12 protein-coding genes are annotated in these 14,853 nt (G+C 37.3%); 1 reads left to right on the forward strand and 11 read right to left on the reverse strand.

From position 1 onward, the window contains the following. The first annotated feature begins 27 nt into the window (after positions 1 to 27). Positions 28 to 1,227 carry a glycosyltransferase 87 family protein gene (locus CRN97_RS07035; RefSeq protein WP_097076369.1) on the forward strand — a complete coding sequence of 400 codons (1,200 nt, stop codon included), beginning with the start codon at positions 28 to 30 and terminating at the stop codon, positions 1,225 to 1,227. Here the strand turns inward: CRN97_RS07035 and CRN97_RS07040 are convergent. From CRN97_RS07040 to CRN97_RS07090, 11 genes are all read right to left on the reverse strand, one after another. Next, positions 1,224 to 2,927: a hypothetical protein gene (locus tag CRN97_RS07040; protein ID WP_097076370.1), complete on the reverse strand. Its 1,704-nt coding sequence runs from the start codon at positions 2,925 to 2,927 to the stop codon at positions 1,224 to 1,226. The genes CRN97_RS07035 and CRN97_RS07040 overlap by 4 nt on opposite strands. Next, positions 2,927 to 4,639: a hypothetical protein gene (locus CRN97_RS07045; RefSeq protein WP_097076371.1), complete on the reverse strand. Its 1,713-nt coding sequence runs from the start codon at positions 4,637 to 4,639 to the stop codon at positions 2,927 to 2,929. Before CRN97_RS07045 ends, CRN97_RS07040 begins: the two co-directional genes overlap by 1 nt. A gap of 144 nt (positions 4,640 to 4,783) precedes the next feature. Next, on the reverse strand, positions 4,784 to 5,383 hold the full coding sequence (locus CRN97_RS07050; RefSeq protein WP_097076372.1) for a hypothetical protein: 600 nt from the start codon (positions 5,381 to 5,383) through the stop codon (positions 4,784 to 4,786). 125 nt (positions 5,384 to 5,508) lie between these two features. Beyond that, positions 5,509 to 6,303: a glycosyltransferase family 2 protein gene (locus CRN97_RS07055; protein ID WP_097076373.1), complete on the reverse strand. Its 795-nt coding sequence runs from the start codon at positions 6,301 to 6,303 to the stop codon at positions 5,509 to 5,511. Between the two features lie 2 nt (positions 6,304 to 6,305). After that, the gene (locus CRN97_RS07060) at positions 6,306 to 7,358 is read right to left on the reverse strand and encodes an acyltransferase family protein (protein ID WP_097076374.1); all 1,053 of its coding nucleotides are present in this window, start codon (positions 7,356 to 7,358) and stop codon (positions 6,306 to 6,308) included. Next, complete coding sequence (locus CRN97_RS07065; RefSeq protein ID WP_097076375.1) at positions 7,355 to 8,143, reverse strand: sugar phosphate isomerase/epimerase family protein; 789 nt, start codon at positions 8,141 to 8,143, stop codon at positions 7,355 to 7,357. The genes CRN97_RS07060 and CRN97_RS07065 overlap by 4 nt, the downstream gene beginning before the upstream one ends. A gap of 2 nt (positions 8,144 to 8,145) precedes the next feature. Beyond that, positions 8,146 to 10,266, reverse strand: a complete 2,121-nt coding sequence (locus CRN97_RS07070; RefSeq protein WP_097076376.1) for a hypothetical protein — start codon at positions 10,264 to 10,266, stop codon at positions 8,146 to 8,148. Beyond that, entirely contained in the window at positions 10,259 to 11,182 is a 924-nt protein-coding gene (locus CRN97_RS07075) for a dTDP-4-dehydrorhamnose reductase family protein (RefSeq protein WP_097076377.1), read from the reverse strand. The genes CRN97_RS07070 and CRN97_RS07075 overlap by 8 nt, the downstream gene beginning before the upstream one ends. Positions 11,183 to 11,201: 19 nt before the next feature. Continuing rightward, positions 11,202 to 12,140, reverse strand: coding sequence for a glycosyltransferase (locus tag CRN97_RS07080; RefSeq protein ID WP_097076378.1), 939 nt, complete (start codon positions 12,138 to 12,140; stop codon positions 11,202 to 11,204). Beyond that, positions 12,130 to 13,269 carry an FAD-dependent oxidoreductase gene (locus CRN97_RS07085; RefSeq protein ID WP_097076379.1) on the reverse strand — a complete coding sequence of 380 codons (1,140 nt, stop codon included), beginning with the start codon at positions 13,267 to 13,269 and terminating at the stop codon, positions 12,130 to 12,132. The genes CRN97_RS07080 and CRN97_RS07085 overlap by 11 nt, the downstream gene beginning before the upstream one ends. A 21-nt stretch (positions 13,270 to 13,290) precedes the next feature. Beyond that, positions 13,291 to 14,850, reverse strand: a complete 1,560-nt coding sequence (locus CRN97_RS07090; protein WP_097076380.1) for an aldolase catalytic domain-containing protein — start codon at positions 14,848 to 14,850, stop codon at positions 13,291 to 13,293. Positions 14,851 to 14,853 lie beyond the last annotated feature (3 nt).

Genomic DNA, 14,853 nt, shown 5'->3' on the forward strand with positions numbered 1-14,853 from the left:
TAACAGAATAATCTTAAGGAGTTTTTAATGATTTTCAAATTTGAAGAAAAAGCCCTCAAGTGGCTTGCAGATCATATTATGATTGTTGTCTTTATTGCGGCAACTATCGTCAGCATTGCTATCCGCTTCTTTTTAAAGGATTTCTTAACTACAGATGCTATGTGGTGCCTGCTTCCATGGTACGACGCCATTAAAGCAAATGGCGGGCTCGGCGGACTTGGCACTCCAGTGGAAGGATTAAACTACAGCTTCACTTATCAGTTCTTCATAGCTGTTTTCACTTACCTTCCAATCAACGCCCTATACTGCTACAAGATTTTCAGCTGCATTTTTGATTATCTTCTTGCAGGAGCTATTGCATATTTAGTTTACGATTTAGCTTCTAATAAAAAGCGCGAGCTTGCATTGCTAGCTTTTATCCTTGTTAGCTGCTCACCACTTGTATTTATGGATTCCGCAGCTTGGGGACAGTGTGATTCCATTTACAGCTTTTGGATTGTAATGGCACTTATCTTCCTTAGAAAAGAAAAATACTTACCTACATTTATTTTCTACGGAGTTGCCTTTGCTTTTAAATTCCAAGCAATTTTTGTAATGCCATTCTTCCTTTTCTATTATTTTTATAAGAGAAGATTCAGCATTTTATACTTCTTCCTCATTCCTGTGATGATGGTTGTATTAGCGCTTCCTTCTTTGGTACAGGGCAGAACAATCAGTGAGATGATTCACATCTATACAGATAATACCAGCCTACACCAGTCACTTGCCAATGGTTATCCAACATTCTGGCGCGTGCTTGCAGATGGAACAAACTTCACCGGCGAGGATGCTTATGGTGTTCTAAAGCATGCCGCAATGGCCTTTACAGTAATTGTCCTTGGTTGTTTAGTTTATGCATGGGTTAAGAAGGCGGTAGAGTTTACTGGTAAGAATATTGTTATTATGGCTTTCATTATGACATACACAACTATCTTCTTCCTTCCAGCGATGCACGAAAGATACGGATTCAGCTACGAAATCCTTGCTATCGTAATTGCGATAATGGTTGCTAAGACTATTCCACTTGCAGTCGGATTGACATGTTTATCTCTTACAACTTACGGAGCTTATCTTTTTAACAACACCACAAACGAGTGGTTCCTTTCAGTGGTAAACTTGATACTATACATTTCATATATGATTATTCTAAATAAAGAATTAATAGGTATCGAAAAAGCAGAGGTTTAAACCTCTGCTTTTCTTTTACTCTTATATAAGATTATTACTGCTACAAGTGATAATAATGATATAACTTCTGAGAATCTCCAGCCTATTGGCTCCACAAACTTCACTGTAAGATTGTTCGCATCGCCATCGTACATTGTTTGAATACAGTTATTGTCTCCTGCGGTCCACTCCAATTCATTTCCTGATTCATCGTAGACATGAAGGTTATTGTATGCCAAAACTGGAACTGTTACCCTGCCGGATTCCTTATCCACGCTGGCATCTGTATTTTCTAGCAAACCTCTATCAGTTCCATCTGGAAGATAAAGATTATCTGCCCAATCAGCTGGGGCATCGGCGTAATTCACCGTGATATTTCCATAAGAAAGTGTGTAATCAAATACTGCCGTTGTAGCTAATGCCACTAGACCAACAAATGTTAACACCACCATGGAAAACTTATCTATTCGTCTAAGCAGATTAAACTCTACTATCTTTGCATCTGTTCTATCAGAAAGCTTAGTTCCTACGAGCTTCAAGCAATATACAGCAGCCACTACAAAGAAAAATGTCTGGAACATTGAATAACGCCATGGGTACTGAACCGAACTCATCAGCTTATCAAATGTGCCTTCGCCAGCGAATAAATTCCAAGGGAAGTATACACTAGAAATCCAAGCTGAAATCAAGCCAAATCCAAACATTGTCATCGCCAGCTTGAATCTATACTTTGAATGTTCCTTAGCGATCCAATCCTTCTTTACCAATGTAATGATTATCGTAATTGCGATAATCACAAAACAAAGCACTGTTAACAATCCAAGATTTAGAAATCCTTCGTTATCTGTGGACCATGGCCAATTGCTTCCACGTCCTATTGTTACAAGGCCGAATATCTGGCTTAGATACAGACCATCACCTTCTATGCTAGTCTGAGTCATGGCGCCGTTAATATACAGCTTCATGGATGAATACGAGCTAATAAATGGCACCAGGAAGAACGCATTTAATCCTAGCACAGCAAGCAAAGCAATTAGTAATTCCTTTATAACTAAAATAGTCCTTTTGAAATTGACAATAGCAAATATGAAAACAAACACTGCAACTATTTCTGTTGTAAGTATATGGCTCTCTATCAGTCCTGTAGTGCCAATTATAAGTGGCATTGTTAGTTTAATAGCATTATTGCGTCTGTCGTCTTTTTTACCGTAAATGCGATATATTCCATATGCTACAAGTGGCACAAATATCATGGCAGTATATTCACCAAGAGCAGTACGTACATATAGGTTTGATAGTCTATAGCCTGATAGTGTGTAAAGAGTGGTTGCTATAAGGGACCATTTTCTAGAATTATATATCCCTTTGAAGCTATAAAAGCCCACTAGCACAGTTGCGACGTTTACTAATAAAACGTATATGTTATAAGCTCGCCACACTGGAAGACCTGTCAAATACATGAATGCAGGAATGTACAAAAATATATTCCCATAAAATGTGGTACTTACATATCCATGACCGTACCAGGCCTCGGATTCATAGCGAACAGGGAACTGGCCCTTTTGTAGCTCCTGAGCTATGGCTTGAATTCGTCCTAAATGAAAATCTAAATCATGCCCCTGGTAAATCCCACTTCTGAAAGCCGGAAGACTTGCTATAAATACTAGCGCAAGCAACGCTATGGTAATGCAAATACGATTTCTATCTAATAGTTTTTTCATTATTGAGCATCACCTCGTCCTAATAATACGAAGTTACCATCTGTAGCAATTTCCTTTGTGTATGTATTAAGAAGGAAAAGACCTGTCTCGCCTTCGCGGAATGCCTCATATTTTACGTTAGACTGATCAATCAAAACATAATCAGCCATGTTATCAGGATGCATTGTGTAGTAATCCAAAAGCTTTGTGTTCTTTTGTGTGCGAGCGTACACTGAATATGTGCCCTGATGAGCCACACTATTGAGATAGCCTGTGCTATTACTTCCAAATGCCACAAGCAAATAGTCATCCTCACCGACATACTGGCTCACAAGATTGTATACTGACTGATTAGCCATGTAGTCCTCTGGAAGGAGAGCAATTCCTTTCAGCTCACCTTCTGTAACTATCCAGCGCTCCTTAGTAACATCTGAGTATCCGCCATTGCCTTCTGCAACCCAGAAGCAAAGGAAGAATATGGCAGCTGCAATTACAAATCTCACCAAGCCTATCATTTCCATTTCATCATCTGCAGCAATGATTAGTACTGCTATAACTGCATATACTGACATGTGCCCTGGAACAGAAATATCCTGATTTGTTGATACGCACCAAATAAGCTGAGCTGCAACTGAGACAGTAAACATCATCCAAAGGATACCTTTGTCATTTCCAAGAGTGCTATTATATGCACCGATTCTGGTATATGTAGACTTTTCTTTATCCCTAAGGAAATATGGTAACCAGAAGAACAAAATAATGCAGGCATATACAAATCTTGAGTTTGAAACGCTATCCCACTTAAGCAAACATATACCAAGTAAGAACGCTACCCAATATATGTTAAGAATAACTGCCTCTGCATATTCTGAAAAATATCTAGCTTTTCTAATAATATTGATTACAACAATTGGGAAGTAAGCAACAACCGCAAGAGCTGCATAGCTAAGAAGAAGCTTGCCAAGACGCACAATAACACTTTCTTCGTAGTCCTGATCCCCAAGGAACTGAAGCTCCGAAACAGCCTGTGGCACCCCTGTAGTTAGCTGTAAATAAAGGATAAACGCTCCACCTATAACAACGCATGTGATAACAAACGCTACAAGTGCCTTGGCTGGAATCTGTCCCTTATACATTCCAAATATAATTGCACAACCAATGAATACTGCCATAATAATCATAGTTGGATATCCAAGAATACCGACGCAGCAGGCTATGCCCATTAGTACAAAATAATGTACCTTTTCTGTTTCATAATATCTAATCATAAAACAGATAATCATCATTACAGCCATCTCACAATATGACTTGTAAGAAAAGTTCTTCCATGTAACAACAAACATAAAATAGAAAAGGGCTGCGTAATAAGCACTATTTTCATATTTTGTGTTTTTGATAGTGTAGAAAAGGTAAAGTGCAATAAGACCGCGAACTACCATATAGACAATTCGCATATACAATACCAAACCTATATTAATTCCAACGGATAAAAATAAAGGTGATAACACCTGATAATAAAGAGCAAGAAGTGGCCATGCTAAAAAGCCACCTGTTTGCAAAGATTCCCAGCTATCAGTGAACATATGCTGCCCCTGATAAATGCCTTTGTATATTGTAAGTAGACCATTTTCATCTACATAAAATCCTGTATTTAAAGTGAAGGCTGCCCATGCGACAATGCCTATAGTCACTAATATTCTAAAGATTTTCCCCACCTTAGAAGTTTCTTCCATTATTAACTATTCTCCATTCTTTTATTACTGCAAATACACTATGCGCCCTAATTTTATCATAAAATATAACGGTTGAATAGATTTGCACATAACAAAAGAGAGTCAGCCCACACTGTGAACTGACTCTCTATAGTAATTGAATTATTACTGTGCAAGAATTGCAGCTAAGATTCCCTCATCGTTCCAATAAGAGATAATGTCGTTATCTGACATATAGTTGAACTGTGTAACGTTCTCTGTCTGAATCTTCATTGCACCTTCTCTAGGCTGCTCCTGTCCTACAACAAAATCGTATACACTGTATACTGCTGCATGACGTCTCATTGCATCACCAAGTGTGCTGATACCTCTGCCAGCCTGCTCTTCTGGATGAGATGCATAATGAACATAGTAAGCAACAATGTCATCACCAAAAGCCTTGTGAAGATCAATGTTTCTAGTAGCATATACATCTACATTGAACTGTGCATTTGGCTGACGCTCTTCCCAAAGACCAAAGCCTAAGAAATGAGCAAATAATGTCTGAGCATCACTTGTTCCAAGAGCATCTACTACATCAGGACACTGCTTTGCATAGTAGTCAGCATCGAATACTGTAGCGATAAGAGCAATTTCTTCTGCTGTAAGGTCTCTCTTGTGTGTCTCTGCGTTTGTTGCTGCGAATGCATTTGTAGTGAATACTGAAACTGCAAATACAGCTGCAAGAGCAAGAGATAATACCTTTGCAATTTTAAATCTCTTCATAATTGATACCTTCCTTGAAAAATAATTATATCCACAATACGTGGATTATATCCTAGTTTTGAGTCTATACCATAAGAATAGCTAAATCAAGTAAAAATATCTGAAATTTGAATGAATTAGTACCTCTACTGAGGATTATATGCTCCTCTAGCATTTCTGAGGAGGATTTTCATCAATTCACTGTTGCCTTTGAAGAAAGAAATCTTGGTAGGAGTTTTTCCTTCCTTTGGATAAGCACGAGTAACTGGAATCTCACATGCTTTCATGCCTAATTGTGTTGCACGTACAGATAGATATGCAAGCAATTCATAGCTCATAAATATATCTCTCAATGGCTGAACACGGTCATCCTTGAGATATCGATCTGAATATGCTCTGTAAGCATTTGTTGTATCTGTGAATCGTTGATGAGCTGTAAGAGAAATAATTGGAGCATGTATAGCTTTAACCGAAATAAGACGAATAAAAGGTGTGTTAATAGCTTTTCCGCCTTTAATAAAACGTGAGCCCTGGATTAAGTCGTATCCTTCTTTTAGCTTCTCAATGAACTTAGGTACATCCTCTATGCTGTCTTTATTATTTCCATCAATAGTGATAATGCCCTTGTATCCTCGTTCAAGAGCCCACCACATTCCCATTCTAAGCTGAGCACCTTGCTTGCCCGTATCTTGCTTTACAAGAAGGGTATTTACATCCAAAGATTTAAGCTTGTCCTCTGCTGTACAACCATCAGAAGACCCGCCATCACAAATTACAATATCTGCATAGTCAGAAACACGTCCTTCCTGTGCTCTTTTAAGTTCCTGGTGTATTCTATCTCCCTCGTTAATAATAGGGATGAGTACTACATAATCCTTTGACTTTGGTTCATACTCTGTGCATTCAAACTTTGGCACACCAGCCTGTCTTTCATATATCATCTTTAATCCTCTAAAAACATTCCAATATATTTCTTTACAATCACTACTAATTCTCCGATAGCGAGTGATAATACAAATACACCTATCGTTCTAAGTAGCGTATAAAAGATACATCCTACACCTGATGTAAGTATATTATTTTTGAATGTATACTTTAAAATCAAGTAGTTTAATGGGTCGTGGAATAAATAGACATAAAAAATATTACGCACAATATATTTCCATACCTTTGTGTCGTGAATCTTTGGAATTGCTCTATCTAATAAATCTGCAACGATATATGTAAGAATTGCTCCTACTATCTCTATTGCAAATAGATTTAACACGTGGAAATTTATATCCAACAGCTCAAGGATTATCACAATTGCTAAGATTATAAATGTTTTTTTTAAGTTTAATCTTTCAAACTTTTGTCTTTCAATTTCAAAGACATATCCAATTGTGATATATAGCAAATAACTTAAACCTGATTTTAATTCAAGTACATCAAATGGCAAATAATCATATACAAAATAAATGATACCTGCAATTATAAGAGCCGCATATGGACTTTCAATTCTCAATCTTTGTAATACTTTTAGGATAATTACCAATGCAATTATTCCCCAGAATAATGCAGGCAAAAACCAAAGGTGTCCACTGTCCTCTCCGGTAATAAATCCTCTTAATGCGTTTATAAATCCGTCGCTATCATAGAATCCTGCTATCTTTTTCACCGGAAGCATATAAAGCCAACCGACCAAAAAGTATGGAATTAAAAGTCTTTTAGCTTTTCCTTTTACAATCTTAGTGAAGCTGGCAAGTGGTTTGATTGCAAGCATTGCTCCAGAAACCATAAAGAACACTTGCAGAACAAACAAAGAAACCCATGATGCAATAAATCTATGGTTTTCTAATCCCACAGAAAAATACATAGGACTAAGGTTCGCTGGGGCCTCGTAAACAACTCCGCCGTATGTTGTTTCCATTCCAAGATAGGTACTATGGGCAATTACAATAAATACAGTTGCTAGAAATCTTACCCAGTCATATACTGTCAATCTCTTTGTGTTCATCCAAATATCTCCTTCACGTATTCCATCATATCAGCAAGTTTTTCAACATCCTCTTGCTTTCCCACTTCGATGGAAACATATTTATCATACCCCTTTTCTTTAAGTAACTGGGCTAGTTCTTTGTGAATATCACGTTTTTCAATAGGCTTAAGGCCAGGTTCGCTGACATGCACATGGTTAATAAACCTAATATTGTCCTTGAGTACATCTATTGATTCGTTATTCTCAATCATTGTACCCATATCAAGGTTGAGTAGGAAACCTTTTGAATCCACTTGCTTAATTAAATCTATCGCCTGAGCAGTTGTATTTACAAAGTTTGTATTGTAGATAGGTGGATTTGCCTCCATAGCCAACACTGTGTTGTGTGCATAAGCATAATCACCAAGCTCTTTAAAGAAGCTGACAGCAACATCCATGTTTCCATTCTCTGGAAAATTTCTATTGCGTGGGCAACCAAAAACCAGATTTTTACAACCTATTGTTTCAGCAAAATCTATTGCTTTTTTTGTATAGGAAAGAAGAGCTTCACGCTCCTCCTCTGTTCCAAAAAGTTTTTCGCTGCGACCAAACCAAATAGACTGCATAGAAGAAATCTCAAAACCATATTTGTTCTTGAGCTCCTTTTTCCAATTGCTAGCTTCATTTAAATGATCATATGGTGCTTCTAGAATGATTCTGGTGGGAGCAATTTCTACTCCATCAAAACCATTCTCACGCATCATTTCATAAATCTTATTATCATTTTCTACAGTCCAACCAATATTAGATATAGATAAATGCATTTTTACTCTCCCAAATTTGATTTAAATTTTACAATCCTATTTATAATTATGTATAGGCATACCTGAACAAAGCCAAAATACCAAAGCACATAGTTCATGTGAACATGTATGTAAGAGTGATTCTTTGCCAAACAGAACCATGAAATTGATGTAAGGAAGAACACAATATACATGAAAATCTGTCTGTAATTGATTTCCTTCTTTGCTCGATAATCATATCCAAATATTCCCAATGGAATAATGCAAAGTGCTGCAAATAAATTGCCATCAATACCTGTAATCACCTGTGTTGAAAAATGGAAATATCTGCTGTATGTCTCCCAAACTGAAGCATTCATAGCAGGCCAATTTTCACTTTCAAAGTCATTAAGGTTTGTACCGCTTGTTCTTCTAAGAACATCCTCTTTAATGATGTTTTTGATACCAGCAATAATGCTTCCATCGCCCTTAATTGGTGCATGGATTAGAATAGCTGCAATAAATCCTAATAATGCCGCGATTCCAATAATAAATATTGCTTTAAACAATAGCTTCGAAAGCTCTGAATCCTTCTTTATAAGCGCGTTGAAGAATTCTACTAACATAAATGAAATCAAGCCCATCATAATTACAGATATATATTCATATCCGCAAAGACATTTGATTGTTATAGTAAGGAATGCCGCTATGTAGCAACCTATTCTCCATTTCTTTGATTCCAACTTAAGGAGACATATTAAGCCAACAGCCATTGGAGCAAACCATGTAAACTCTACCCAATATAAGTTTCTTGCAAAATTTGTTACCCATGGTGAAAGAAGGAATGTTGCGAAGAAGCATGCTGCAAGCAAGTAATTGTATTTCTTTGCAATTAGGATTACTACAAGTGCAAACACCATTGCTGTAAGTAGCGAACAAATGAGATGCAAGTTTGTTATAACATCTTCTTCATCAAGATGTCTTGCAATACGCTTGAATATCTTTCCATGTAGACCATACTGACTTTCATATGCAACCAAGAACCCCTTTGGAATCTCGTTGTGATTAGCATCTAAAAATACGGCTTTAGCTAACCCACCATTTCGTAAATACGATAATAATCTATCTGACTGTAATGTTATTAGAATATTATTTCCATCATCTGTGCTGTTTACAATCTGACACTCTTCACCATTAGCGAAGCGAATATAATTTCCTGGCTTGGCAACAGTTGCAGTGTATACATTTGTGTTAATTACAACCATGTGCTCAGATCTGTGATAGCCTTTATACCAACTATCATCTGTAAGGAATTCGCGCTCATAATTATCCACTCTTCCAAGATAATCATAATACCAGCCTAGGCCGTAACCACTTTTTGTTTTATCAGTAAAACGTACTCCATCCCTATCTGATGCAATCATCCCTGATACAAGTCCTTCTGAATCAACCTGGTATCCATCAAATGAAGTATTCTTACTATCGATAGAATTATACATATATATCCATGTCAAACTACATGATAGAATCAGGAAACATGAAACAACTCTCATGTATTTCTTTATCAGCTCTTTGTTCATGAATAAAGATACGACGAATAACCATAGTGCAATTACTGCAAGAGAAATAATCACCTTATCCTGGAATGAAAATGTTGGTTCGCTGTATGCAAAGCTAACAAGCGCATTACCTTTGATATATTCTTTCTGAAGATAATCTTCACTAACCTGAATAAATGTTGGTATGTTTGCACCTTCAGCCACATCAAAAGTCAAGATGTATTTTTTGCCCTGCTTAAGCTTAGCTTTTGTGAAAACCTTATACCATGTTGAATCATATACTTCACCAAGATCAATTTTTTCTGTATCTACAATCTTGCCTTTATCATTAGTGATAGTAGCTTTAAGTGTCCCACCAATCTCTGGATTCTGGCTGGTAAGAAATATTTCAAACCCTGCGAAGTGATTCTTCTGAGGAGAAAATGTAATCTCACATGTGGGATCTGTAACCTGCGCCAAACCTATTCTCTCTTCATCTGAAATAAGATTTATATCAACTTCCTCTTCATAGAAGCCGTGATAAAAATGGTCTAGCGGACCAAGCAACAAAAGGAAAAAGCACATTATAAATGTACTTATCGCAATACCTAAATACCTTTTATTCATTCTCATAAGCCTCCACGAATCTCTTTATATCTTCTAAAATCTGTTTTTTATTGCAGATGTATCCATCTGCTCCACCAAATACTTCTGCATGAATAGTTCTGTAATCATAATCAGCAGGTGAAGCAGCAACTTCATTTTTAAATGTTTGACCTGTAAGGTACTCGTACACCTCTGCTGCAGACACTGGCTCAGTCGCTGGATGCCACATTGTTATTCCTGCTTCAAGAGCCGTATTAATATCATCCCAAAGACGTCCCAAATTATAGAACTGATAAACACTACGGCTATCAGTGAAGTTGAGGGCAGAAAATCCAAGATTTCTAAATACTTTCTTCAAGGATTCTCTTTCAGAATCAGGTACATTAACTTTATAGAATCCATTATCCTGCAACGAATAATATTTATTTAACACATCGTTCTTTGCTACAAGCTCATTGAACTTTTCTTCCTTAAGCATTGTAGGAATTACATTAAGGTAATCAAAAATGAAATTCTTTTTGATGTTTTTACCAAAAAGTCCTGGCAATCTGATGATGAGTGCATCCTTGTAGTTTTCTCTCACCCAACATTCCAATTTATATCTATTTAATCCATAAGCATGAAGATTTTCTGTGTCGATATCTGAGTTTTCATCTACTCCAACTGGATTTTTAAAAACATCGATTGTTGAAATAAGAACAAGCTTCTTAGGATTTATCTTTGCGATGTTGTCCTGAGCAATAAGAATCTGCTCCATATCTTTTTCAGGTGCATTGTTTGCTAAATACTTTTCCGCTCTAAGACCTGCATATACTAATAAATCTGGATTAGTACCAAATGCATCCTGAATATTTTTAGAATTATATACTGCATCAAACTGTCCTGCTGCATATATATTGCTTCCAACAAAACCCGTATAACCAACGAGTGCTTTCATATATCTTCTTCCTCTCTAATTACTTTGTCAGTTTCTCTACGCTTTCAAAGCTGTAATTCTTGCGTTTGAATACCATGTCTATAAGAAGCTGTAGGTATTTTACGATGATTGTCTGAATTGCAAACAAACCAAAGAAACAAACTGACAAGAATAAAATCGTTGTTGTCCAGCCTTCTACTGGATTTAATGTAAAGTATGCAACAACTGTATACACAACAACAAACAATGTAATGAATATCATTGCCATTGTCATTACTTTTGAAAATCTATACCCCACCTCTGTGAATAAAATCAAAGAATCGACAGCTAAGCCTGAACGATAATTACGTTCTCTTTTATCAATAGCCTCCGTTGTTTTATCTACAACATCGTACTTTATTGTGTCAGTCTTTAAGCCACAATTAGCATACATAGCTTTTCTGTAAAGTGTAGTCTTGTTCATAGAGCTGATTCTATTAATAACACGACGGCTAAGCACTCTAAAGCTTTCTGTAGACATTTCGTATTTGATATTGGCAAACTTATCAAAGACATTATAGAAAAGTCTTGAAGTCAGTTTTAATCTCTTATTTGGAGATGCACTAACAATATCAAATCCTTCCAATGAATGACGATATATCCTCATAATCATAGAAGGGTCAAAGTCAAGATTTGTATTGTCAAACTCAAAGACAAAATCGCCGATTGACATATCTACGCCGGCATTCATCGAAAGCTCCAAGCCATGGAAGTAGCTCATGTTTACTACTGAAATGCTTGTAGATTTTGCCTGATTTGATACCTTTTTGATAACATCCAAACTATTGTCATCTGAGGAATCATTTACACAAATGATTTCTGAATGCTCAAAATTAGCCTCAAGCTCATTGATAACTGTAGTAAGAAATCTTTCGATTCTGTTTGCAGCGTTATGAACGTAAATAACTGCTGATATAAAATTCTTCTCTTTATTTTCCATTGCTTAACACCTCATCAAGGTCATAAACCGTATTTATCTTTCCAGAAAGTACTGCTACAAATGTTGGCCCCTCTGAATATTGTCTAATTACTGTTGGTCTTGAATCATCAATCTCTGAGCTCATAAGAATAGGCTTCATTGAGAACAATGATTTTTCGTATGTGAATTCGTAATCATCAAGCATATATTTGCGAGCCAGATTCGACATATATGGGAATGCAGATACTGGCTTTGCTGGGCAGTCATTACAGTTGCCTAAGTTCTTTGTTGAACAAAAGCCCTGACTTCTTGCCTGACACTCGAATGTTGGTACTCCATCATAGCTTGTGGTATGAGGTGTAAATGTTACAGATGTAAGTGAGTGATAGCCGGTTTTACCAAATGGCATGATTGAGAAAAATGGGCCATCCATTACCGTAAATCCGATATCCTTTAATTTATCATTAACCTTGCAGAGAATAATCTCGCATAGTTCATATTTTATTCCAAACTTTTCATATCCAACCATATCAAGAATCTGATTTGTGCTAGCATAAGTCGAATTCAAAACGAATCCTGACTCGTACTCGTTACCATCCTCTGTGCGAATGAGGTATGTGTCGGTATTCTTTTCAATAGCTGTGATTTTCACTCCGTATTTGATAGTGCATGAATTAGGGTACTCGGAGAGTTTATCTAAGAAGTAATCTTTTAAAATCATTGCATCATATGTGTATTCACGAGTTCTGAAAACTCCATCACACATACCATCTTTGAAATAGTTTCCTGGATGCAATTCTTCACAAGGTATATTTGCAGCCTTACAAAAATCTTTAAACTGCTTTCTGTCTGACCATGAGTACTGACTAGATGTTGCATAGATTTGGTCAAACTCCTTGTTTACACAGAAATCGTAATCACGATTAAAGCGTTCAAAATATCCTGCAGATTTCACTGCAGTAGATATTGATCTTGGGTAGTGATATCCCTGGTGAACTCGGGCCTGATTAATATATGTTGCTCTTTTAAATGGTGCCGGATCATACTCCAGCACCAATATATTTTCGCCTTTTTTACAGCAAAACAGAGCAGAATATAGCCCGTATAATCCTGCTCCAATTATTATTTTATCAAATCGCTCAGAACCCATATCGTTCCCTACCTAAATCTATTATTTATATTCACTCTCAGTAATAAAAGTCTTCTTAACATCTGCAAATACGGTGTCTAAAATACGCTTTGTATTCTGGCTACGCTCAGGGTTATCCTGATGTCCATCAAGTGAATTGTCCACAAAGTTAAGCTTGCCGTTCTTGCGGCCATCGAAGCCTGCGAAGCTAAGCTCTTTTACGCCAAGCTTAACAAGAAGGTTGATGAGCATCAATGTGGAATCATCATTGTATTCATCATTGAAATATACAAGCTCGTTGTAAGCAATTGCTGCATCGTAGCTTTCGATATCACGCATAAGGTTTGAAGTAATAACAAGCTTGCTATCGCCCTTTTTATCCTTGATGCTATCGTAGCGCTTTGTGTTTGTAAGGAAGATAATATCTGCACCTGCCTCTGGCACAAAGTTGACTGCGATAGTGCATGTGTCGGCTGTCTTTGCTGCTGCGATCTTATCCGCAGATGTTTTGAGGCTTTCGCCTGGAGCCACAACAAGGATGTTTTTGTAGCCTGCAAGAATATCTGAAAGGTTCTTTAAATCAGCCTTATCATCATATTTAACATCCATATACTCCATGTAGAGCTTGTCGATGTATTCTTCGTTGAATGTCTCTGCCTCGGAAGGATCCACCTGTGAAAGGATACGCTGAATGTCCTTTGTCTTGAGACGCTTTTTGTTGATCAAATGCTCTGCGTATGTACGGTGTAAGTAGTACTTTGCAGAAAGAGCATATGGAATTGCATAGCCCCATGGCTCGCGTGCCTTGATTGGTGCGATGTAATCGTCGATTGCATCATAGATTGGTTCGAGAGCGTAGCTTGTGCCGTACTGCTCGTTCATATAGTCTGCAATCTGCTCGATGCAAAGGTTGCCAGGCACACGGCCCATTCCAAGAAGTGAACCATCGATAACGATGTTTCGTGTTGGATTTGCAATCTGTGCTACATGCTGAGCAAGGTTGTATGCCAAGCCAAGATTCTCGTGTAAGTGAACACCGATTGTGATATCTGGGAGAAGGTTGTTTTCTACCAAATAATATCTGTGTGAAAGGTCGTTAACACGCATTACACCGAAGGTATCTACGATTGAGAAACCGTATGGGTGAAGCTCGTTAACCTTCTCAAGGACCTCGATATATTCCTTGTCTGAATAAACGTTGTTGTTTACTGGGTTGATGAAGACCTTGTATCCCTTGTCCATAAGGATGCGGGCTGTCTTGAGGCCCCAGTCGAGACGCCATCTCTTGAATGAAAGACGGATGTATTCGATAGTGCCGTCGCATGGCTCCAAGTGTTCCAAATCGATGAAATCTGCCATAAGTGAGAAATGAGAATGACCTCTATCCTCTGGCAAAATTCTTTTAACATCCTCGATTGTGTAGTAACGGGCTGTGTCCTTGTCATTGACGCTGTCCCAAAGGAAACCAACCTCGATGATATCTACGCCTGCCTCTACAAGACCTTTAATTGTATTCTTAATAACTGACTCTCCGAATTTACCCTGAACGATGTGGCCACCGTCACGAAGAGTACAGTCTAATAATCTAATGTGCTGTTCCATAAA

This window comes from Pseudobutyrivibrio ruminis DSM 9787 (genome assembly GCF_900218035.1).
Classification (GTDB): domain Bacteria; phylum Bacillota; class Clostridia; order Lachnospirales; family Lachnospiraceae; genus Pseudobutyrivibrio; species Pseudobutyrivibrio ruminis.